Below are 22,307 nucleotides of genomic sequence, written 5' to 3' on the forward strand. Positions count from 1 at the left end.
TTAATTTAAAAAATAATTTTGTTGAATTATTAATATGAGAGAGATTATTTTATTTTATTGATTTTTTCAGCAAAAAAGCTAATTTTAATAAAGTAATGGAGAAAATGCAATATTTTTAAAGTATTGCACTTCTACTTAGAATATCAACAAATAAACCCTCAAATAAATGACAGGATTATCAAGAAGATCATGGTTAAAAAGAGCAACTCTAGGGAGCAGTTTTGCACTTTTGGGAGGAGCTGGACTCACCAATTCCCTTTCTGCAGAGGAAATCAGGAAGTTTAATCCTAGGCCAATGGATGGTCCCATCATGTTGGGATCGAATGAAAACCCCTACGGACCTTCAGAATTAGTCCGAAAATCCATGAGCAGTGGATTTGATTTGGGCTGTAGATATCCCTGGAGATACAACTCAGACCTGGTGAAAATGATTGCCGCAAAAGAGGGGTTCCTGAAGACCACATCGTCATGGTGGCAGGTTCAACGGAAGGACTGAAAATCACCGGATTGACTTTTGGAGGAGGAGGAGAAATCATTTCCTGCGAACCCACTTTCCTGGCGATGATGGATTATGCCAAGTTATGGGGAACTTCCATCAATTGGGTTCCTCTCAATAAGGACTATGATTTTGATTTGGATGAAATAGAAAAAAGAGTCTCCTCCAAGACCAAGCTGATTTTCCTTTGTAACCCGAATAACCCTACCGGAAAATTGCTTCCGGCTCAGAAAGTCCTTGATTTTTGTAATTCTGTCAGCAATAAGGCCATCGTGTTTTCTGATGAGGCTTATTACGATTACATCACGACGCCCAATTACCCCTCCATGGTGGAATTGGTAAAGCAGGGCAAAAACGTCATCGTCTCAAAAACATTTTCGAAAGTATATGGACTGGCAGGAATCAGGTTAGGCTATTTAATTGCAAAACCTGAATTGGCAGAAAAGCTCTCCGAAAGAGTGGTTGCCAACTTAAACATCATGGCCATCGAAGCGGGAAAAGCTGCACTGCAAGACCAGGAATTTTATGATTTTTCAGTCAGTAAAGCGAAAGAGGCAAAATCCATGATCATCCAAACCTTGGATGAGCTGAAACTCCCCTATTTGGAGTCGCATACCAACTTTGTCTTCTTTCAAACAGGGAGAGATATCGTGGAATTAAATAAACAAATGGCCGATAAAGGGTTTATCATTGGCAGGCCTTTTCCACCCTTAACGGATTGGTGTAGAATCTCGACGGGTACCATCGAGGAGGTTGCCTTATATAATCAAGCCATTCGAGAAGTTTTAGGCTAAATGTTGCATCAGCATCTGATTTTAGAAAATGACAAAGTCCTGCTTCGACCACTTCGAAAGCAGGACTTTCCCATACTCAGGGAATTATGCACGGACCCTAAGATGTGGACCTGGTTCACTTTTGACTTAAGTACGGAAGAGGGATTTACCAATTGGGCGGACCCTGCTTTACATGGGGAAAGGCTTCAATTTACCGTGGTGGATAAATCTACCGGTCAACTCGTTGGATCCACTGCATTTGGAAACTACGCCCCGAGGGACCAACGTATAGAAATTGGTTGGACCTGGCTAGGCAAAGCCGCCCAAGGAACGGGGATCAACCAGGCGATGAAAAAGGTCATGCTGCAATATTGTTTTGAAAAACTGAATCTAAAAAGGGTAGAAATCAAAACTGATGTACTGAACCTGCCTGCAAGACATGCCTTGTTGAAGTTGGGAGCAGTGGAAGAAGGGGTGCTTCGTAGCCATACCTTGATGGTACATGGCAGAAGAAGGGATACGATTTATTATAGTGTGCTTCCGGAAGAATGGGAAAAAATCAAAAAAGATCAGGAGACGGGGTTTAAAACCTGGATTTGGTCCGGAGCAAGTGAGGGAAGGAATTGTTTCAGAATGTAAAAGTTTCCGGAACAGTGGGAACAGGCTCCAGTTGTTCCAAAATGGATTCCAGCTCGGTCATTTCGTTGAAATATCCGTAGCTTTTTAAAACTCCCCTGTCAAATACACATGCGGCAATTTCCTGATCAGACCTCCCCTTAAACTTCACTAGAATCTCACGCTTACTTTCTTCTATCAAATGGATGAATTTCTTCGCATTCCGACTGTATTCCTGAGGAGGAAGTTGTGAGTTACAGGTGCCCTGACAGCTTAAAAAATCCCCCTCCTTACAGGGAGCTTTTCTCAATCCACAAAGTCTTGGACATAGGCCAAAAGTTTTGATTCCTACCTTCAAATAGGCATGGGCTTCTTCGGAAGAAAGGAATGATTCCAAAGGCCGTAAGTGCTTCGTTACTTTGGCGATTTGAAACCGGATAAACCCGGAACCATCTGTGTATTGAAATAAGCCCCACATGGTTTTTGGCAATTTGAGTGCGGAATTATACTTAGGCCACAAACGCTTTATTTCCAGAGCCTCTACCAATAATGCCATCATTTCAGAACCGGTCAATTCCCATTTCAAATCAAACACTTCCGATTTTAACTTTTGTTTGAGACCTGGCAATAGGTTACCGGAAAAATGGTTCTTAAATCGCTCTTTGATATTGATTGCTTTGCCCACATAAATCACCTTTCCACGCTCATTCAGCATGTAATAAACCCCGCATTTTTCGGGGAGTTGCCTGAATTTTGAAAGAGAAATATTCGGTGGCAAGAAGGCTTCGCCTGAATTCTTTTTAGGGAAGCAGCAATGATATCAGGCTTTTCCTTGATCATTTCATCAAATAAGATGGCAGTGGCCCTGGCATCTCCCATCGCACGGTGCCTTGCTAAAATCGGGATATTTCTATGCTCGCAAATTCTTCCCAAGCTATAGGAGCTTAGACCGGGAATGACTTTTCTTGCCAACCGTACGGTACATAGCTTATCGGCTTTGAACTCCCTGCCGGATCTTGCGAAGCTTTCCCTGACAAAGCCATAATCAAAATTGACCGAATGGGCCACAAATACCCTTCCATGAAGGAGGTTCCATAATTTCTCCCCAACCTCCTCAAAAGTCGGAGCATTCTGAACCATTTCATTATCTATTCCCGTAAGACCCGTGATGTAAATGGGAATGTCTTGCTCAGGATTTAGGAGGGTTTCAAATTCGGCGATGATCTTATTGCCATCATGGATCAAAATCGCTATTTCGGTGATCCCGCAATTTTTGGCGGTGCCTCCGGTAGTTTCAATATCCACGATTGCATATTCCATAGCCCAAGATAAAGAATTGGTAGGAGCTCTTAAGGAACTATGTCAGGAATTGACACAATCAGTCTCCTTTCCTACGATAGGTTTCAATTAATTTTTCAGCACATCGTTCCCCATCCATGGCCGCAGAAACAATCCCCCAGCATATCCCGCCCCTTCCCCGCAAGGGTACAGGCGCTTGATCTGAACATGCTCAAAGCTCTCCCGATCTCTTGGTATTCTTACAGGAGAAGAGGTCCGGCTTTCTACTCCAATCAACTGGGATTCATTGGTATAATACCCTTTCATTTTTTGGCCAAATGCCTTAAAAGCCATCGCCAGTCTTTCCGCTATTAAATCAGGTAAAACTTCCCTCATTTCCACCGAGGCCAGGCCCGGCTGGTAGGAGGTATCCAAAAGCGTCGAGCTATTCTTTTTAGTTACAAAATCAATCATTCTCTGCGCTGGGGCCACTTGGCTTTTACCCCCTAGTTCCCAAGCTTTCCTCTCCACCTCAGCTTGGAACTCCATGGCGGCCAAGGGACCATACTGCTGATAGGCAGGTAAATCCTCCAACTCTACTGACACCACGATTCCTGAATTGGCAAACTTACTGTCTCTCCTACTTGGACTCATGCCGTTGACTACTAGCTCCCCGGGAGCAGTTGCAGCAGGTACAATGTACCCTCCTGGACACATGCAAAAACTAAATACTCCTCGTTGTTTTCCTTTATAGGAAGTTTGTGTGACCAGTGAATAAGCAGAGGCAGGTAAATAAGGGCCTCGATCCACTTCACAATGATATTGAATCCGGTCGATCAAATTCTGGGAATGTTCGATTCGAACTCCTAAGGCAAAGGGTTTTGCCTCTATCGTGATCTGCTTCTTATAAAGTAAATGGAAGATATCCCGGGCTGAATGTCCGGTAGCCAGGATCACCCCGAGACCTTTGATTTTTTTCTGATGTTGGGTAATTACCCCTTTGATTTCATTGCCTTCCAAGATGAAGTCATCCACTCTACAATCAAAATGGATTTCCCCTCCTGCATCCAAGATGGTGGTTCTAAGGTCCGCAACCAGTTTCGGTAACTTATTGGTGCCTATATGCGGATGTGCATCCACCAAGATCTCTTCCGTGGCGCCGTGGGCTACCAAAATCTCCATGATTCGTCGTACATCTCCACGTTTCTTGGATCGGGTATACAGCTTTCCATCTGAATAAGTACCGGCCCCTCCTTCCCCGAAGCAATAGTTTGAATCTGGATTTACCAGGTGATGTTTCGTAATCGCTGCCAGATCCCTTCGCCGGGCCCTGACATCTTTTCCTCTTTCCAGGATGATGGGCCTGACACCAAGTTCAATGGCTCTTAAGGCAGCAAACAAACCAGCAGGACCAGCTCCCACGATGAGGATGGGATCTTTGGAACTCACATTTTGATAGGTAGGAATATGATCAATTAAGGAAGGAGCCTTCTCTTGGATAAAAAGTTCTGCTTGGACATTGATTTTAACTTTCCTGCCTCTTGCATCAATGGATCGCTTTACCTGCCGGGCAACCACATCAGTGGAGTCAATTGGAATCCCTGCCTTCTTTAAAACTGTTTCTTGAAATAGCTGAGGATCATAAGCCTGCTCAGGGCTCAATTGAAGATTGAAATCTTTTTTCATGGTAAGGTATTTATCCTTAAATAAGAAGACAAAGATAGGAAGGAATTTGGAAGATTGTGTCGGCAGTGGGCAATCCCAGTGGTAGGAAAGTCAGAAGTCTAACGTGAGAAAGCAGAAAAATTTGAGAAGTATGAGTTATGATTTGAAAAATAGGAAGTTGAAAGTTGGAAATAATGATAAAAGGAGGCTGCTGGATGTTTTGTTGTCAGCTTGAGCCTGTAATATTTTTCAATAACGCAAAAGGAAATGATTGATTTTTTTGTAACCAATATAGCGGTCACGTTGAGCACTTGAGAGACGAGAGTCTCGAAATTGAAAGGTCCTCGACTTCGCTCGGACTGACCTTCTTTTCATGTCATTAAATCAATCTGTAATTGGTAGCACTGGAGCGACGAAAGTCGCTTATTTGGAAGGTCAATTCTTTAAAATCAATTCATCCGGTCCAGCACTTCAAACCTGGATGAATTGGAGATAAATTCGGCGCACGATCACTTTTAAATGACTCACCAGATCATTTTCAGAGTTTTTACCGATCAAATTCATGAATAGTTCTATTTGCCCATCAATTTTGTGGTAAGCTGCTGGAGCCACCTGGGCAATCTTGATTTTCGGATGGTGCGTAATTTTCACTGTCTCAAAATCGTTTAACAGCTCCTCATACAACTTCTCTCCTTCTCTTAAGCCAGAGAATACAATTTTGATATCCTCGTCCACTTTTTTCCCTGAAAGCTGGATCATTTTTTTAGCCAAATCCAGAATTTTCACCGGCTGTCCCATGTCAAAGACATAGATCTCTCCCCTTCACCCATCACACCTGCTTCCAGCACCAATTGACAGGCCTCTGGAATAGTCATGAAATACCGAGTGATATCAGGGTGCGTCACCGTAATTGGTCCCCCATGGAGAATCTGTTTTTTAAACAGGGGAATTACCGACCCATTGGAACCTAAAACATTTCCGAATCGGGTGGTTATGAACTTGGTATGGTATTTTTTGTGGTTTCTTTCTAGGTACTCATTCAAAGCCTGCACATACATTTCAGCAGTCCGCTTACTGGCCCCCATCACATTGGTAGGGTTCACCGCTTTATCTGTGGATACAAAAACGAATTTATCTACTTGGGAAAGCACAGAAAGATCAGCTAAAATCTTGGTACCGATTACATTGGCATGAATCGCCTCTTCCGGATAATTTTCCATCATCGGCACATGCTTATAGGCGGCAGCGTGGAAAACCACCTGAGGTTTATAGGTTCTGAAAACCTCTTTCATTTTCTTTTATTCCTTACATCACCAAGAATGATCTTGATAGAGCATTTAGGCCATTTTTCCTTGAACTCTTGTTCCACATCATATAGTGCTGACTCGGCGATGTCTAATAAGATCAACAGTTTAGGTTCATAATGGGAGATCTGTCTACAAAGCTCGGAGCCTATGGAACCTGCAGCTCCCGTCACTAAAACCACCTTATCGATGAGGTCTTCCTGAATTCTTGGATTATCCAAACGAATTTGTTCCCTGCTGAGAAGGTCCTCAATTTTAATTTCACGGATAGCCCCGGCAGTCAATCCTCCATTGATCCATTGGTCTACGGGAGGGACGATAGAAACCGATACCTTTAATCGCAGGCATTCATCGATGATTTCATTTTTTCTCTGAACAGAAAGATCCCTAACGGCAATAATCAATTCAGTGATATGATTATCCTTTACTAATTTCTCCAATTCAGTTAAACCTCTGAAAATCCTTTTTCCATCAATGTTTTTCCCTTCCTTTTTGGATCATCATCCAAGAAAGCTACCGTATTGAACAGGCTTTTACTATCTCTTTTAATGGCTTCCTGCGCAATGATTCCAGCTTCTCCGGCACCGAAAATAATCCCGTTTTTCATCTCCCTGGCGGTAATCCCATTTTTCAGATAAACAAATAGCTCTTTGACCAAGAGGCGATAGAATATCAGCATGAACATAGCCGATAAACTGGCGATGATCAATACGGAAGTTGGAAGTAAGAACCGATCATTTAGGAAATTGCCATGGAAAAAATTCAAGAAAAGGAATAATACGAAGTTGATGATGACCGTTTTAAATATGTTCGAACCATCTCTGAATCCCGTATGCCTTACAATTCCTTCATAACTTCTTGTGTTTTGCATCACCAGAAGACCGCCTACCATAAATGTAAAGGAGCCTGCAAAAGCGTCGTTTTGCTCGATTAGTGCTAATTCAAAATTGAATCGGACTAAGTATCCAAAAAGGGCACACTGCAATAAGATAAAAGAGTCTAGGGTGGCTATAATCCATCGAGGAAGAATTTTTAGCCTTGTTAAAAAATTCATAGTAAAACTTTTGTCAAATGATCAATATTTGAATTCAAACATATTTTAACCAGAGTAAGCAAATATATGATTATTTCTCAAGAAAATTACCATTCAGCCAAAGGACCTTCAGTATTTTTCATTTAAATCCAATATTATTTTGCATTATTCGTATAATTAAGAATTATTTTGACGACTCCGCAAAATTATCAAATTTCAACTTAGAAATTAATCTTATTGTTCTAAGTACGAAAAATTTTATTGGAGTGGATTGTTCACCACACGTTTCGCAGGGGACCCTCTAAACTTTTCCGAACTGACATGACCCTTTTGGGTAATTCCTTTTCCGGCCAGTACATTAAAAAATGTCTCAAATAAAATCCTCATATCCAGCTGAAAAGAGCAATTAGTCACATATTCTACGTCGTACTCGAATTTCTTCTCCCAGGAAATGGCATTTCTACCATTAATTTGAGCCCAGCCGGTCACTCCTGGTCTTACCTCATGCCGCTTACTTTGCTCTTCGGAGTACAAATACAGATACTCTCTAAGAAGAGGTCTCGGCCCTATCATACTCATTTCACCCTTCAGCACATTAATCAATTGGGGAATTTCATCCAATGAACTAGCCCTGACCCATTTTCCCAATGGATTGATTCTTTGATTATCTGGTAATAAGAAACCAGATTCATCATAGGCATCGTTCATTGTTTTGAACTTGAGTATATAAAACAGTTTGCCATTGAGCCCCGGTCTGACCTGTGAAAATATGGGAGAGGATCTATAATACACTCCTAATACAAGATAGAGTAGGATAAAAACTGGAGAAAGTGCAACAAGCATTAAAAAGGATATGAGAATATCCATTGGCCTTTTTATGTACTTATTATAAAACACTTTAGAAATAACTTTTTTGAATTTCCTTCTCGATGATTCCAACAATTTCCTGTTGCTGATCCATGGTCAAACTGGATGAACTGGGTAGGCAAAGGCCATTACTAAATAATTTCTCAGCGACTCTTCCTCCATAAAATGGAGCTCTTTTAAATACAGGCTGCAAATGAAGAGGTTTCCACAAGAATCTGGTTTCAATTCCATTATTCAATAAAACAGACCTTAATCGATCATTGGAAAAGCCTGTTTTCTCCTCATCTATCAAAATTGTGGTCAGCCAGTAATTTGATTCACTTTCACTTCTTTCCTGATGAAAGGATATCCCAGGAAAATCCGCTAAAAGAGTCCTATATCGAGTATTGATTTCTCTTCTTCTCTTGACAAAACTTTCCAACTTTTCAAGCTGCGCCAATCCTACGGCTGCAGTCAAGTTGTTCATCTTGTAATTATAGCCAATCTCAAGATGCTGGTAATAGGGCAGGTCTTCTCTTGCTTGAGTAGATAAGTGTGCGGCTTTTTGAATTAACTCCGTATTGTTGGCGATAATCGCTCCTCCCCCACCTGAAGTAATGATTTTGTTTCCATTAAAGGAAAAGATCCCAATATCTGCGAAAGTACCACAGGATTTTCCTTCGTATTTACTACCCACCGCCTCTGCCGCATCTTCTATCACTGGGATATTGTACTTATTGGCAACCTCCATCAGTTCATTGATTTTGGCAGGCATTCCAAATAAGTGCACCAATACAATGGCTTTCGGTTTTTTCCCTAATGCAAGACGAGACAGAATAGCATCTTCCAATATCTCCGGAGAGATATTCCAGGTATCTATTTCACTATCCACGAAAATAGGTTGGGCTCCCAAATAGACGATTGGGTTTGCGGAGGCACAAAAAGTAAAAGACTGGCAGATCACCTCATCCCCAGGTTCTACCCCTAACAAAACCATGGCTAAATGGAGTGCAGAAGTACCTGAGTTCAGGGCTACAGCCTGATGTGTCTTGATCTTTTTGGAAAGTTTGTTTTGAAATCTATTAATAAAGGACCCAAAAGTAGCCAAATTACCCGATGATATAGCCTGTTCAGTATAACACTTTTCATTACCTTCAAATACCGGAAAGGAAAGAGGGATTTTGTACGCCATGTATTAATATAGTGTAAAACTTTTCTAAACATACTACTTAAAGTACAAAATCCCAACACTGAATAAAAATGTACAGCTACTATAGAGGCAGATTTGCTAAAAAATTAAGTATATCGGAGTTTCGGCTCCATTAATTTAAATTGATAGTACTGTCCTTAAGGCCTTCTCTATCCACCGTGGCTTTTCTTTTTTCTTAGCTCCTTTCTCCCTGATTTCCAATACTCTAGGAGAAAGATTCACCTTTTTCTTAACATATTTAATAGTGACTTGATCAAGCCTCCAACCAAGGATAAATACAATAATCGAGATCAAGGGGAGCAATAAAATATCTGAAAAATCCCTCATCACAAAAACCAGAAAAATTATTGTAAACTGCAAAAACCTAATAGTAAAGCAACTTGGTTATGCTTTAGGCCCATTCTCATCAAGAAATGGTGCACATGGGATTTGTCAGGGCTCATTGGCCCTTTACCTTGAGATATCCTTCTTACAAATACTCTTGCCATATCGTATAAGGGATAAATCATCAATGCTACAGAGAAGCCAAAGGTAGATTCAAACTTCATAAAAGATCCTTCCGGTAATCCTTCATTGACTTCCATAAAGCTTATAATTAAGGTTCCTAGGGTAAAGCCTAAAGTCAATGAACCAGTATCCCCCATAAATATTTTCGCAGGATGCCAATTAAATATCAAAAAGGCTAGGACACCTCCCAAAAAAGTAAAACTAATCAAGGCATAACTTTCTACCCCCTGAATATAAAACCAGGATCCCAGCAAGCTGAGTGAAATTACGGCAATGGTTCCTGCCAGTCCATCCAATCCGTCGATCAGATTGAATCCATTTGTTAATGCCAATAGAACCAAGGTAGAAAAGGAATAACTCGCAAATAGATTTAATTCCTCAATACCAAGAAATCCATGAAAAGTACGAATACGAATATCTGCCACTACCACGACCAATAAAACAGAGATCAATTGACCCAGCAATTTCTTGGAAGCCCTCAATTCCACAAAATCATCCCTCAACCCTACAAAAAACATCAATAAGATTCCACCATACACAAATCGTATATCCGGTAATGAAAATTGCCAGATCCAGATTCCCAAGGAAATGGTCGCCGCCATGAAGAACCCGATTCCCCCCATGGAAGGAACCACATGTTGATGAATTTTTCTACCACCTGGGGAATCTGACAACTTATATTTGGTAAAAAGTTGAATCAGTACCGGAAAAAATAAGACTGCTGTTGCAAAAGATGATAAAAATGCAAGTATATAATACATGTTAATTGGTTTAGAATAACAAAAAAACAAAAATAAGGTCCAATAATGAAAACAATTCCATCTTTTAACGTATTTAAGTCAGAAATGGCAACAATTTTGGACTAATTTTTCTGAATATTTTAAAAAAAATCAAAAATTTGCTTTGTTTTGATGACCATCTGCAAATTTATGTATTCACAAATATTCAATCTTTTTTTTGAGGAATTTTCAAAATTGACCAATTTTAAACTTTAATAGAATTCAAGTTTCCTAAAAAGCTTTTTTAATAATGACTAATAATATTTTCAGAAAAAATGAAGAATTTGAGGTATATGTTAGTCCAACAAAGCCCAAAAATGAAAGTAATGATTCTATTCACTCCCCTTATTATAATTGGTACAATCTAACTTTCAAGAGGGTAGTTGATTTAGCTGGAGCTTTTGGGTTTATGATCTTCTTTGGATGGTGGATGTTTCCCATCGTTGCGATTCTAATCAAGCTGGATTCAAAGGGACCTGTATTTTTTAAACAAACGAGGGGAGGAATCAATAATACAACTTTTAATTGTTACAAATTTCGATCTATGAAGATTGAAAAAGAAGATGATCTAAAGCAAGCCACCAAAAATGACCCAAGAGTTACGCGAATTGGAAGGATTTTGAGAAAAACGAGTATTGATGAATTACCCCAAGTCTTTAATGTCATCTATGGAAACATGTCTATTGTAGGGCCACGACCTCTGATCGTAGCTCAAAATGAAGAGTATTCTAAAAAATAAAGGGCTATGAAAATAGACATTTGGTAAAACCTGGTATCACCGGTTTAGCTCAAATTAAAGGGTATCGAGGAGAAACAGTTCTTTCACACTCCATCTACTTTAGATATAAATTGGATATCTATTACATTAAAAATTGGCACCCTTTATTTGATATTAAAATCATGCTCACCACTATTAAGTCCTTATTTGAGGGAGATGATATGGCTTACTAAGAAGCCTTTCTGCATTATTTTTAAAGATTGTCCAGCAAACAAAATGAATTTTAGCACATTCCTGATGAATTTTACTGGGAATATTTTTTTCAATAGACTGGTCACTGTCAAGTCGCCAAAAAATCAATAATTAAACAATTATCCATTCATTAACTTTATATATTCGATTTCTTTCCCAAAATTAATCTCCTCCTAAACCATCAATTGATAATTGAGCAGGGAGGATCTCTAATTACCTATTTAACTCCATTATTGCAAAAGATCATATTTTACCAATGAAGGACACCAGGTCAGATCAAAAATATTGGCTTTTACTTTAAAGGCTAGAGATTTCTTCTCGAAAATGGAAAGCGAAGAGAAGATTAAAGTTCATTTCCAAAAAGATCATATCCAAATAGAAAAAGTTCTTCAAATGAAAAGAAACAACGGGTGTCTTCTATTCAAATAGAAGAAAGGATGATACTATTACACTATTACAAATAGTAGTAATATCAATGAGTTTAAAAAATGATACATGTTCTACGGCATAAAAATGCCCCCAAAAAAATCAATCTTTTGGGGGCATTTCCTTAATTAATACCTTTATTCTTAGGACTCAGAATATATTTTAATTCAGATTAACTGGACTTTCACTTAAGGATTCTGTTTTGACTTTAACTTTTTTAATCTTTTTAGCTTTCATCTCCCTTAATTCCAAAACTTTAGGTTCAAGCTCCACCTTCTTCTTTAGATAAACGACAGTGACTTGATCTAATCTCCAACCTAAGAAAATTACCAAAACAGCTAAAATCGGCAAAACTATATGATCTGAATAGTCTCTCAGGGTAAATGCTAAGACTATCATTAAAAATTGTAAACTTCCTAAAATCAATGAAACTTGATTGTGCTTTAATCCCATACGCATCATAAAATGATGTACATGAGATTTGTCTGGAGTCATAGGGCCTTTCCCCTGTAAAAGACGACGCGTGAAGACTCTTGCCATGTCATACAATGGAAAGATCATCAACGCTACGGCAATCGAGAAAGTAGAATCGAATTTCAAAAAGGTTTCAGTTGGAAGACTTTCATTGATTTCCATAAAGGCGACAATAAGAGTCGCCAGTGTAAATCCAATCGTTAATGAACCTGTATCCCCCATAAATATCTTTGCTGGATGCCAATTAAAGACTAGAAAAGAAAGAATACCTCCTATGAAAACAAAACTAATCAATGCATAACTTTCAATTCCTTGTACTAAAAACCATCCTCCGAGACAAGTAAGCGTTATGATAGCAATAGTTCCAGCTAATCCATCAAGGCCATCAATAAGATTAAATCCATTTGTTAATGCTAATAAGACTATTGTCGTGAAAATATAACTTGCTGAAATAGGCAATTCATTTATTCCCAGGAATCCATGAAATGTTTTAATTCTAATATCAGCTAGAACCACCACTAATAACACAGCCATTAATTGTCCAAGCAATTTTCTGGAAGCCTTTAATTCTACAATGTCGTCCCTCAACCCAACAAAAAACATGAAAAGTATCCCTCCAAAAATATACTTTATATCAGGTAAGGGGAATTGCATGGTCCAAATTAAAAGAGAAATCGCTGCGGCAACAAAGAAACCTATCCCTCCCATAGAAGGGACAAATGATTTATGAATTTTCCTACCACCAGGAACATCCCCTATCTCTGCTTTTCTCAATACTTTGATTAAGATGGGAGTTACTAAAAAACCTATAGAAAAGGCAGTTAAGGCAGCAAATAAAAAGTACATATAATTGGTTGGTTTAATGGCATAAATTTATGAAAAACCTACGACAAAAGCTTAGCCATTAACGATTTGATAATTTAAACTTATAATAATTAAATATTGTAAAAAACACTTTTATTGATCCAAATGATTTGAAAATCTATTTGATCAACATTTCCTTGATTGTAAAATTTATTCAAACACATCAAATTTATATTATTAAAAACTTAGTTACGAAATTTATATTTCCTGAAAATGATGTTCTGAAAAACAAAATGGGGAGTTTCTCAACAAATTAAACTAGAGAAACACCAAAATAACTCGAAAATTTATTTGAATAAAATTACAAATCACACCTTACTATTGCTTATTCCAAAAATATATCAAACTAGTTTGAGCTAAAAATGATGTTAAATTTTTCCCTTTTGGAAAATCAGGAGTGCTACTTGGGTCTATCTGCCATTGATAATTTCGGGCATGGATTATTTGTAATTTTGAGCTTAGTAAAAGGTTAATGAATTGCTTGTCGTAAAGGAATCCAAATGATAGGTCTACCCAGGGCTTTCGCTCTGTTTCTTGTAGTTGAGCTTTGTAGTAAAAGTCTTGATTATTGTCTAGCCTCTCCATAATAAATCCAATTTTATCTAATCTTTCAACTAAAGATAATTCTAAAGTTTGAACATTGGATCCTACGCCTACTCCAACCCCCAACGGTTGACCATAATTAACAAAACCTCTCGCTGGATTATGGGTATGCCAAGACAGTCCACCTTTAATACTATGCCTAATAATTCTATTTAGAGATTCTTGTTGATGCGTAATTTCACTTCGAATTAAAAGTTTTTTACTAAAGTTTTGAATCTTAATTAATTTATTGAAACCAAAAATATAGGCTCTAGCGTGTTCAGGGTTCAAAATCAACTCCCTCCAACTGTAAGGATGATCCCTTCTACCATATTCAAAGTAAATTTCTGCATGAGCCTTTGGAACAATAAATCTACCAAATAAAGTAAACGTTTGATCTCTACCATTCCCATCATAACCTACCGTATTTCCATTATCAAAAACATTTTTTTCTGAAAACCTTCAAAAACTGGAAACCAATCTAAGAAGGTATTTCCTCTTTTAGCATTATACTGTTGAAAAGTTCGCGCAAAACCAAGAAATAATCCAGGTATCCATTTAGGGTTATAAGAAATAGAAATGGCATTTAAATACCTCCAATCTCCAGAAAATTGAGTAAAATAAAGGGAATTCAATTCTTGGTTTTGAGAGGAGAAATTCCCGAGTTTTCCAACCTCCCCATTATCAATTGTCCTTCAAAATTTCCTAAGAATGTTTTCGCAGGCTTGGTTGTATTGAATGTTAAATGGGGAAAACCTTGGGCATTATTCGAAAAAGTTAAGGAATTAAATTGACCAGGACCCCACCAGATATTTTCTGTAGCAGCCCCAATTTCAAATGCTCCATATTGAAAAGTTAATTTTGACTGCCCCCACCATGGGCTGTAATACCATCCTTTTCCGAATCTTTCTGGAAAATCTCCCCAATTCCAAAAAAAGAATCTATCTTTTATTTGGGAATTGGACATCCCCTCCAATCCTGTTGTAAAACCTGAATTCTGCGCTAAGACCATCTCTGGTCTAAAATCAAAATTCAGAAATTCCCACCTGACATTAATTCCTGAAGATAAATAGGTTTGAAAGCCAGGATTTGGTATTAAGCCATAATCGGCCCATCCATAAGGTCGGCCTGTCAATAATTTAGATGTATTAATTACAGGATAAAAAGAAAATTTGACCTTGCTTTCAATGCTATTTACTTGTAATAATTGAAAATATTTTGAATAAAAATTTGATATAGGCCTAAATAAAAGAGATTTCTTTGTGGTGGTTGAATCTATTAATTGATGTCTTCTAACTTCCTCCTCCAATGACGGGAATCCAGCAGGAATAGTTTGAGAATAAGTTCTATAGCAAAAAATAAAGTACAAAAATAAAGTACACCTAAAGAACAATTCCTTTTTCATCATTTTACCAAGAATAAAACAAATCCTTTTCAAATCGATAATCGTCTTTTTGAGACTCCTCTAGTAAGTAGTCTGAAAATACTAAAAGTTCTCCTTCCTTTGTCAAGAATTGGAAGCCGTTGGCATATCCACCTGGAACAATTACTAGTTGAGGAGACTCATAATCTAATTCCATCACAATAGGTTTATCGGCTTCATTAGTTTCCCAATTCAGAATTCTTGTTAAAACTAGTTTCACCCTCCCTTTTAATATAAGAAAAGCTTTTTCTCCTTTTTGTGTGCTTGCCAGGCCCTAATTTGGCCAAGTGATGCTGGAGAAATGATATAGAACCTTTTAAATGGAGCTAAATCAAATGAGTTGCAAAAAGCTAATCCTCCCCTTGAATCTTGAAATTTTTCTAATTCAAAAATCTTTAAATTATTCAAAAGTAATCTTAGTTAATGATTTAATATTTCTTTCTCTCAAAAAATAATTATTCAATAATTTCTTCGATTCACTCCCCATATATCTTAATTCCTTCTCAGATGAATTAATAAATTTCTCAAAACCATTTTGTATATCAACAATATTATCAGGATCAGAACTTCCACCAATATTAAATTGGGAAACCATAGCAGGTACCTCTCCTTTCATTATAGCAAAAATTGGCTTTTGATAACTGAGGTAAGTTTGAAATTTACTAGGAATCATAATCTCATAAATTGGAGCATCGATCAAGGAAATAATCAAAACATCACTAGCTTGAAAGTAATCTGGCATTAACTCCAATGGCTTTCTTCCTTCAAAATTGACATTCAAAATATTTTCCGAATCAACAAACAATTTCAACTCTTCCATAGCAGAACCATCTCCAATCAAATTAAACCATGCATTTGGAAATTTGTTAGAAACCGATTTAAAGCCTGCTAATACGTTTCTCAGATTTTGAACTTTTCCCAAATTACCTGCAAATGTAAAGTTAAATTCTCCAGGCAATTTTATTTTTGAAGTAGACTCAGATTCAATAATTGGCCAATTTGGTATCCAATTAGTCGATTTTTGACCTTTCAAATAAGGTTGGAGTTTGGGTATAAATCCTCTGCAGGATAAAGCAATTCTATCAGAATTATTATAAACAAAAGAAACAAGGCTATTTAATCCAAATTCGAGTGCTTTTGACTTCTTAAACCCATAAGCATAAACAGTATCTGGCCAAAGATCTTGAGTCCAAATAGTTAAAGGTTTTTAAAAAGAATTTTAATCAAATTACCTGGTAAAGCTACGGTTAAAGGACCGGTTTGGTAGACAAATATTCTATCAAATCTTTTTCCTATCAAAAGAGCAACAATTGAGGCAAAAAATACAAAGCTAAAATAATTCAAGACTTTAATTAACTTGTTTTTTTGGTATCCTGGAATAACTAATATTCTATGAACTGGTATTTTATCAAAAAAAGTTTTTTGATAAAATTTATTCTTAAATCCCTTGAAGGTTTTTCCAAAAGGATAAGAAGGAGTCCTAGTCAAAACTTCAACCTCATACCCATTAGAATGCCATTCTTGTGCCAGATCATTTATAATAAAATCCTCTGGAAAAAAAGCTTCACCTATTATCAAAACCTTTTTAGCCAAGGATAGGATAAATTTTATTGTACAAAGTTGGATGAGAATCCATAAAACATTTCATTTCCTCAATCATTTCCTGATAACTAGTAATTTGACTAAATTCATTTTTAAATTCAGTCATTAAGCTTTTATCAACTTCTTTTCCATCCACAGCATTTATTTTCAAGAAGGAACCGAATGTGGAATTGAAAATTTCCAAAAGGTCATATTTTGAAATTGGTTCACCATTAGTAATGTGAAACAAGCCCTCTCTTTTTTGAAAACGCAATCTTTAATGACTTTTGCCAATTCAAAGGTGGTTACACCACCCCAAATTGCCTTAGTATATCCATTGGTTTCTCCTTTTTGATTCATAAACCAATGAAAGAGTCCTTCGCCATTCGATTTTAATTCAGGGCCAATTATAGAAGTCCTTAAAGTAAGATGCCTCCCTCCTATTAATTCTCCCAAAGCTTTCCCCCTGCCATAAATATCATCTGCATCTCTAAAATCAGCTTCAATATATCCGCCTTTCTTACCGGAAAACACACAATCTGTTGAAATATGGATTACTTGTCCTCCATATTTATCTGCCTCAGATACCAGCCAGTGAGGAAAATATGAATTAATGAATATCGAATTTTTGGATTTTCTTGAGAACCCTTTATCAAAATGCCAATGCAATTGATAAGATAATCTGGTTTAAATTCTTGAATTATTCCAGATAATCGAGCTGAGTCAGTAATGTTACAAATTATCGTGTCCTCATGAAGTTTATTCCGATACGATAGATCTTTGAGATTTATTGAAGAATCATTTTTCAATCGAAAATAAACCTGATGCCCCAACATACCAGTGGAACCCAGCAACAATACTTTTTTCATATTTTATTCCAGGTTACTCTATTTACAATTGAAGTATAACTTTGGATAACGCGAATCACCCTTGTGGAACAGTTTCTTACTTCATATTCAAATGGAAGATGTTGTTGCCCACTTTCATTTAATCCTCTGGCTATTGGGATTGATTGAAGCATGCTTTCTTTGGAAATCCCACCCAAAACAATGGTTCCTGCATCGATTGCTTCTGGTCTTTCGGTACTGGTCCGGATACTTACTGCAGGGAAATTCATCATGGCAGATTCTTCTGAGATAGTACCTGAATCGGATAAGACCACAAAAGCTTCCTTTTGTAACTTTACATAATCAAAAAATCCCAAGGGCTCAACATTTCTAATCAATTCATGGAAAACAATTCCCCTCTCTTGAATTCTCTTCTTTGTACGCGGATGCGTACTGAAAATAATTGGCATTTTATATTCTTCAGCGACACCATTCAAGGCTTCAGAGAGAACCTCAAAATTATTTTTCAAATCAATATTCTCTTCCCTATGAGCACTGACAACTAGATATTTCCTTGGTTCTAAACCTAATTTAAATACGACATCAGAAGATAAAATCTCTAATTCAAAATTATCCAATACTTCTTTCAAGGGGATCCTGTAACGAAAACATGATCTTTACGAAAACCTTCACTTAATAAATATCTTCGACTGTTCTCCGTATAGGTCAAGTTAATATCTGAAATATGATCAGATATTTTTCGGTTAATTTCTTCCGGTACATTCTGATCAAAGCAACGGTTCCCTGCTTCCATATGAAAAATGGGGATTTTAAGGCGTTTTGCAGCAATCGTACATAATACACTGTTGGTATCACCTAAAACCAAAAGCGCATCAGGCTTAATTTCTGTAAGAACTTCATAAGATTTAGCAATTACATTTCCAATGGTTTCGCCAAGGTGACTACCAGCAACATTCAAATAAAAATCAGGTTCTCTTAGCTGAAGATCTTCGAAAAAGATCTGATTTAGGGTGTAATCATAATTTTGCCCGGTATGAATCAATGTATGATCAAAGAACAGATCACATTTCTTGATGCATTCTGCAAGGCGAATGATTTCAGGTCTAGTACCAATTACTGTAACAACTTTCAACTTACTCATGAATTTCTCCAATTTTTAAGTTCCTCTTGAATATAATCAAGAGCTAATAGCTTTTCTTTAATCTCGGAAATAGAAAGTCTCATTGTATTATGAGAGTTATAATCTTCCAATTCAGCAATTTTGGTGCTACCCTCAGTAAAATAATTTCCGTAATTCAAATCGCGGTTATCAGCTGGAATTCTAAAAAGTCCCCCATATCTTCAGCTTTTTCCATTTCCTCTTTTGTGCATAAAGTTTCATATAGCTTTTCTCCATGTCTAGTACCTATCACGCGAATAGTGTTATCTACTTCAAAAAGTTCTTTCAATGCTAACGCAAGGTCTCCAATGGTGCTAGCTGGTGCTTTTTGAACAAAAAGGTCACCTTGATTCCCATGCTCGAATGCAAAAAGAACTAGATCCACTGCTTCTTCTAGAGACATGAGATAGCGTGTCATCTCAGGATTGGTGATAGTTAATTCCTTTCCTGACTTTAATTGTTCCACAAATAAAGGAATAACAGAACCTCGTGACGCCATCACATTTCCATATCGGGTCAAACAAACTTTGGTTTTATCCTCCTTAATATTTCTAGATTCCGCAACCGCTACCTTCTCCATTAAAGCTTTTGTCATCCCCATAGCATTTATGGGGTAAGCAGCTTTATCGGTACTCAAACAGATTACATTCTTCACTTTATTTGCAACACATGCCTTTATCACATTCTCTGTTCCCAATACATTTGTTTTCGTTGCCTCAATAGGGAAAAACTCACAAGAAGGTACCTGCTTCAATGCTGCTGCTTGAAACACATAATCCACTCCCTTTAAAGCTAAATCCAAGCTATGGTAATCACGAACATCACCAATGTAAAATTTAATTTTAGGGTGATTTAAAGCTACCCTCATATCATGTTGCTTTTTCTCGTCACGAGAAAAATTCCAATTTCCTCAATATCAGAATCGAGAAAACGAGAAAGTACAGCATTTCCAAATGAACCGGTACCTCCGGTAATTAACAGGGTCTTATTTTTGAACATTATTAGATATTCTAGATTGAATTTTTAATAAAACAAACGAAGGAGTATAAAGAATCTTAGATATAAATTCAGATTGACTGGAACTTATTTTAAATTTTTTAATTAAAAAATAAATTAATTGAAAATTCAAAGAGGCAAAATAGTAAGCTGATTTTACAAAAAAAGGAATATTATAAAAATTTGATTTGAAATGATTCAAATCAGTTAAAGAATCCCAAATTTGGGCCTTTACTTGAAGATGAACTTTAGCTTTTAAAGCAGCATTAGAACCTCTAATTCTAACTTTAGATAAAGTTTCATTTATAACTCCCAAATCATATTTAGTAGCTAGACTAAGCCACAGAAAACCATCTTGACCAAAACGCATATCCTCAGCAAAACGAAATTCTGGATTGTCATCAAAAACTTGTTTTTTAATCATTACACAGGGTGTAGCGACAGGTGAGGATATTAATGATTTCAAAAAACATTTCCATAGAAATTTTTAACATTAATGCTTTTTAAAATTTCACCAGAATCATTAGAAAATAAATCATATCCTGTATGAGACCAAGAACAATCATTATTGATCATATAGGATAATTGCTTTTCAAGTTTCTTTGGATACCAGAGGTCATCTGAATCCAAAAAAGCTATAAAATCTCCATTTGCCTTAGAAATACCAAAATTCCTTGCATAAGCTGGCCCTGAATTTGAAATTTTAAAATAATTAATTTTATATCTATATCTGGTCAAAAAATCCGAATCATCTTCCTGACTTCCATCATTAACAACAATAATTTCATAATTATCAATAGTCTGAAAAAAAATACTACCTATTGCTTCTTCTAACCAAGAAAAATTAGAATAAAATGGAATAATAATAGAGATCATATATACTTAATAATCTTTGCAGGATTTCCTGCAACAATTACATTTGAAGGAATATCTTTTGTGACTATTGAACCAGCGCCAATAATAGAATTAGAACCAATATTATTACAATTGGATAAAATAATTGAATTCATACCAATCCAAACATTTTCTCCAATAATTAAAGGTTTTCCAATAGGTAAACTCCTAGGATCAACACCATGATCATGAGTTTGAATACTTACATTTTCTGACAATAATGAATTTGAGGAAATTTCAATTCCACCACTAAAATCTATTTTACAAAATCTACCAATAACAACATTTTTGCGTAAATTAATATAACCACTATTTAACTCAGAAGTAAAACTTACAAACTCACCAATAGATACATTATTATATAATTTAATTGATTTAGGAAACCTATATTTAAAACCACGAAGGATAGAAACATTAGATCCACAAAAACCTAAATTCTTGTTATTGACAAAATAGGAATATTTATTAGATATTATTTCAAAAGTCCTAGAAATAAAAAGATTAAATAATCCTATTAATCCTAATAGTTTGTAGTTCCAAAATTTATTCAACATCATTTCCTCCTAATGAGTGTAGTAATAATTCTAAATGAGTTTTTGAATTTTTCGAAAGATATAAAGTAATATCCGCATAGGAATTGGTAGTTAAATAAGAAATTAAACTAATATCAGAACACAATTTTATAACATTACAAAAAATACTATCAGAAGATTTAACATCAATTTTTAAGCAGTTCTTATTATTTTTCATTAAAAAAGGAATCCCTCCAACAAAGCTTGTTATTATAGCCACTCCAAAAATCATAGATTCATATAAAACTCTAGGAAAACCTTCATGATATGTAGGTAAAACCAAAATATCACTTTTTAAATATAATTTTTTTAAAAGCTCAGGATCCGAAACAGATCCAAGAAATTCAATATTTTCAGAAAGATTATTATTGATAACCAATTTTTCCAATTTATCTTTTGATTTTCCTGATCCTACAAATCTAGCTTTAAACAAAAAATGAGACTCATTTTTAAGTTTAATTAAGGCGTCAATAAGTTCAAAAACACCTTTATCTTCTTCAATTCTTCCAACAAAAAGCAAATTAAAAACATTATTATAAAAATAACCACGATTTTTAAAAATATCTGAACAATCATAATTTATCATCGGTTTTATCGTAAAAACATTTGAATTAAAATTAGAAATTTGTTTAGAAAAAATGGAGAAACTGTGTTTATAAAGCTTGATTTTGAAAAAGAAATTTTGAAAATTTTGAATTAAAACCCTTTTGTCCCCTTACATACAATCCAAAAGGCTTTCGTAATAAAACACAAAATAATGCAGAATATTTAAAGCTATTGGGATAAAAAAGATAAAAGTAATCAACTTTAAACAACAGAAAAAATAAGTGTAAATATGCTTTAATGTAAGAATAAATTTTATTACCGCTTTTATTAATTGCAATACATTTGACATTAGTAACTGAAAGATTATAATTATTAACAGTATCTAAATCACTTTTTTTTCCTTAAAATGAAAAGTAGAAACATTAAAATGTTTTGACAAATCATAAAGAAATTCACCAGTTTTATC

Annotated in this window: 28 protein-coding genes and 3 pseudogenes; 5 read left to right on the forward strand and 26 right to left on the reverse strand. The window is 36.0% G+C overall.

Annotated features, from left to right (window positions below; translation table 11 throughout):
* The first annotated feature begins 166 nt into the window (after positions 1-166).
* The 3 genes from V8V91_RS04115 to V8V91_RS04125 are packed head-to-tail and all read left to right on the forward strand — an operon-like array spanning position 167 to position 1,908.
* Positions 167-496, forward strand: coding sequence for a hypothetical protein (locus V8V91_RS04115; RefSeq protein ID WP_373398888.1), 330 nt, complete (start codon positions 167-169; stop codon positions 494-496).
* Positions 469-1,290: a histidinol-phosphate transaminase gene (locus tag V8V91_RS04120; RefSeq protein ID WP_373398890.1), complete on the forward strand. Its 822-nt coding sequence runs from the start codon at positions 469-471 to the stop codon at positions 1,288-1,290. The genes V8V91_RS04115 and V8V91_RS04120 overlap by 28 nt, the downstream gene beginning before the upstream one ends.
* Positions 1,291-1,908 (forward strand): GNAT family N-acetyltransferase, encoded by a 618-nt coding sequence (locus V8V91_RS04125; RefSeq protein ID WP_373398891.1) that lies wholly within the window; start codon positions 1,291-1,293, stop codon positions 1,906-1,908. It begins immediately after the preceding gene.
* Here V8V91_RS04125 and V8V91_RS04130 read toward each other — a convergent pair.
* From V8V91_RS04130 to V8V91_RS04165, 8 genes and pseudogenes are all read right to left on the reverse strand, one after another.
* Positions 1,898-2,599, reverse strand: a complete 702-nt coding sequence (locus V8V91_RS04130) for a GIY-YIG nuclease family protein (protein ID WP_373398893.1) — start codon at positions 2,597-2,599, stop codon at positions 1,898-1,900. The genes V8V91_RS04125 and V8V91_RS04130 overlap by 11 nt on opposite strands.
* Positions 2,593-3,204 (reverse strand): PolC-type DNA polymerase III, encoded by a 612-nt coding sequence (locus V8V91_RS04135; protein WP_373398895.1) that lies wholly within the window; start codon positions 3,202-3,204, stop codon positions 2,593-2,595. The genes V8V91_RS04130 and V8V91_RS04135 overlap by 7 nt, the downstream gene beginning before the upstream one ends.
* Positions 3,205-3,262: 58 nt before the next feature.
* Positions 3,263-4,848 (reverse strand): annotated as a pseudogene (locus tag V8V91_RS04140) (NAD(P)/FAD-dependent oxidoreductase).
* A gap of 450 nt (positions 4,849-5,298) precedes the next feature.
* A pseudogene (locus V8V91_RS04145) lies at positions 5,299-6,313 on the reverse strand (UDP-N-acetylglucosamine 4,6-dehydratase family protein).
* Between the two features lie 263 nt (positions 6,314-6,576).
* Positions 6,577-7,185, reverse strand: a complete 609-nt coding sequence (locus V8V91_RS04150) for a nucleoside-diphosphate sugar epimerase/dehydratase (RefSeq protein ID WP_373398896.1) — start codon at positions 7,183-7,185, stop codon at positions 6,577-6,579.
* Between the two features lie 237 nt (positions 7,186-7,422).
* Positions 7,423-8,031, reverse strand: a complete 609-nt coding sequence (locus V8V91_RS04155; protein WP_373398897.1) for a sugar transferase — start codon at positions 8,029-8,031, stop codon at positions 7,423-7,425.
* Between the two features lie 31 nt (positions 8,032-8,062).
* Positions 8,063-9,202, reverse strand: coding sequence for an aminotransferase class I/II-fold pyridoxal phosphate-dependent enzyme (locus V8V91_RS04160; protein ID WP_373398898.1), 1,140 nt, complete (start codon positions 9,200-9,202; stop codon positions 8,063-8,065).
* A 362-nt stretch (positions 9,203-9,564) separates the two neighbouring features.
* On the reverse strand, positions 9,565-10,488 hold the full coding sequence (locus V8V91_RS04165; RefSeq protein WP_373398900.1) for a glycosyltransferase family 4 protein: 924 nt from the start codon (positions 10,486-10,488) through the stop codon (positions 9,565-9,567).
* Positions 10,489-10,756: 268 nt separating this feature from the next.
* Between V8V91_RS04165 and V8V91_RS04170 the strand changes: the two genes are divergently transcribed.
* Together V8V91_RS04170 and V8V91_RS04175 are read left to right on the forward strand one after the other, a co-directional pair.
* Positions 10,757-11,245, forward strand: a complete 489-nt coding sequence (locus V8V91_RS04170; protein ID WP_373398901.1) for a sugar transferase — start codon at positions 10,757-10,759, stop codon at positions 11,243-11,245.
* A gap of 20 nt (positions 11,246-11,265) precedes the next feature.
* On the forward strand, positions 11,266-11,457 hold the full coding sequence (locus V8V91_RS04175) for a sugar transferase (protein WP_373398902.1): 192 nt from the start codon (positions 11,266-11,268) through the stop codon (positions 11,455-11,457).
* Positions 11,458-12,064: 607 nt separating this feature from the next.
* On the opposite strand, the gene V8V91_RS04180 is transcribed toward V8V91_RS04175, so the two are convergent.
* The 18 genes and pseudogenes from V8V91_RS04180 to V8V91_RS04265 all read right to left on the reverse strand — a co-directional run bounded on the left by V8V91_RS04180 (position 12,065) and on the right by V8V91_RS04265 (position 21,881).
* Entirely contained in the window at positions 12,065-13,222 is a 1,158-nt protein-coding gene (locus V8V91_RS04180; protein ID WP_373398903.1) for a glycosyltransferase family 4 protein, read from the reverse strand.
* 336 nt (positions 13,223-13,558) lie between these two features.
* Entirely contained in the window at positions 13,559-14,119 is a 561-nt protein-coding gene (locus V8V91_RS04185) for a hypothetical protein (protein ID WP_373398905.1), read from the reverse strand.
* A 334-nt stretch (positions 14,120-14,453) separates the two neighbouring features.
* Entirely contained in the window at positions 14,454-14,957 is a 504-nt protein-coding gene (locus V8V91_RS04190) for a capsule assembly Wzi family protein (RefSeq protein ID WP_373398906.1), read from the reverse strand.
* A 274-nt stretch (positions 14,958-15,231) separates the two neighbouring features.
* Positions 15,232-15,402 (reverse strand): hypothetical protein, encoded by a 171-nt coding sequence (locus tag V8V91_RS04195; protein WP_373398907.1) that lies wholly within the window; start codon positions 15,400-15,402, stop codon positions 15,232-15,234.
* Positions 15,403-15,473: 71 nt separating this feature from the next.
* Positions 15,474-15,653: a WxcM-like domain-containing protein gene (locus tag V8V91_RS04200; RefSeq protein ID WP_373398909.1), complete on the reverse strand. Its 180-nt coding sequence runs from the start codon at positions 15,651-15,653 to the stop codon at positions 15,474-15,476.
* Positions 15,646-16,278 (reverse strand): glycosyltransferase, encoded by a 633-nt coding sequence (locus V8V91_RS04205; protein ID WP_373398910.1) that lies wholly within the window; start codon positions 16,276-16,278, stop codon positions 15,646-15,648. Before V8V91_RS04205 ends, V8V91_RS04200 begins: the two co-directional genes overlap by 8 nt.
* Before the next feature lie 164 nt (positions 16,279-16,442).
* Complete coding sequence (locus V8V91_RS04210) at positions 16,443-16,838, reverse strand: hypothetical protein (protein ID WP_373398911.1); 396 nt, start codon at positions 16,836-16,838, stop codon at positions 16,443-16,445.
* Positions 16,831-16,983: a hypothetical protein gene (locus tag V8V91_RS04215; protein WP_373398912.1), complete on the reverse strand. Its 153-nt coding sequence runs from the start codon at positions 16,981-16,983 to the stop codon at positions 16,831-16,833. Before V8V91_RS04215 ends, V8V91_RS04210 begins: the two co-directional genes overlap by 8 nt.
* A gap of 11 nt (positions 16,984-16,994) precedes the next feature.
* Positions 16,995-17,495 carry a sugar nucleotide-binding protein gene (locus tag V8V91_RS04220; RefSeq protein ID WP_373398913.1) on the reverse strand — a complete coding sequence of 167 codons (501 nt, stop codon included), beginning with the start codon at positions 17,493-17,495 and terminating at the stop codon, positions 16,995-16,997.
* The gene (locus V8V91_RS04225; protein ID WP_373398914.1) at positions 17,381-17,695 is read right to left on the reverse strand and encodes an NAD-dependent epimerase/dehydratase family protein; all 315 of its coding nucleotides are present in this window, start codon (positions 17,693-17,695) and stop codon (positions 17,381-17,383) included. The genes V8V91_RS04220 and V8V91_RS04225 overlap by 115 nt, the downstream gene beginning before the upstream one ends.
* Positions 17,692-18,303: a UDP-N-acetylglucosamine 2-epimerase gene (locus V8V91_RS04230; RefSeq protein WP_373398916.1), complete on the reverse strand. Its 612-nt coding sequence runs from the start codon at positions 18,301-18,303 to the stop codon at positions 17,692-17,694. Before V8V91_RS04230 ends, V8V91_RS04225 begins: the two co-directional genes overlap by 4 nt.
* Complete coding sequence (locus tag V8V91_RS04235; RefSeq protein WP_373398918.1) at positions 18,300-18,815, reverse strand: UDP-N-acetyl glucosamine 2-epimerase; 516 nt, start codon at positions 18,813-18,815, stop codon at positions 18,300-18,302. The genes V8V91_RS04230 and V8V91_RS04235 overlap by 4 nt, the downstream gene beginning before the upstream one ends.
* Positions 18,812-18,973: a hypothetical protein gene (locus V8V91_RS04240; RefSeq protein WP_373398919.1), complete on the reverse strand. Its 162-nt coding sequence runs from the start codon at positions 18,971-18,973 to the stop codon at positions 18,812-18,814. Before V8V91_RS04240 ends, V8V91_RS04235 begins: the two co-directional genes overlap by 4 nt.
* A pseudogene (locus V8V91_RS04245) lies at positions 18,970-19,832 on the reverse strand (UDP-N-acetylglucosamine 4,6-dehydratase family protein). The gene V8V91_RS04240 and the pseudogene V8V91_RS04245 overlap by 4 nt, the downstream one beginning before the upstream one ends.
* Complete coding sequence (locus tag V8V91_RS04250; protein ID WP_373398920.1) at positions 19,819-20,253, reverse strand: hypothetical protein; 435 nt, start codon at positions 20,251-20,253, stop codon at positions 19,819-19,821. The pseudogene V8V91_RS04245 and the gene V8V91_RS04250 overlap by 14 nt, the downstream one beginning before the upstream one ends.
* Positions 20,254-20,291: 38 nt before the next feature.
* The gene (locus tag V8V91_RS04255; RefSeq protein WP_373398922.1) at positions 20,292-20,705 is read right to left on the reverse strand and encodes a glycosyltransferase family 2 protein; all 414 of its coding nucleotides are present in this window, start codon (positions 20,703-20,705) and stop codon (positions 20,292-20,294) included.
* On the reverse strand, positions 20,702-21,280 hold the full coding sequence (locus tag V8V91_RS04260) for an acyltransferase (protein ID WP_373398923.1): 579 nt from the start codon (positions 21,278-21,280) through the stop codon (positions 20,702-20,704). The genes V8V91_RS04255 and V8V91_RS04260 overlap by 4 nt, the downstream gene beginning before the upstream one ends.
* A complete protein-coding gene (locus tag V8V91_RS04265) occupies positions 21,267-21,881 on the reverse strand; it encodes a glycosyltransferase family 4 protein (protein ID WP_373398925.1) in 615 nt (204 codons plus the stop codon). The genes V8V91_RS04260 and V8V91_RS04265 overlap by 14 nt, the downstream gene beginning before the upstream one ends.
* Positions 21,882-22,307 lie beyond the last annotated feature (426 nt).

Source organism: Algoriphagus halophilus (genome assembly GCF_041729275.1).
Taxonomy (GTDB): Bacteria; Bacteroidota; Bacteroidia; order Cytophagales; family Cyclobacteriaceae; genus Algoriphagus; species Algoriphagus halophilus_A.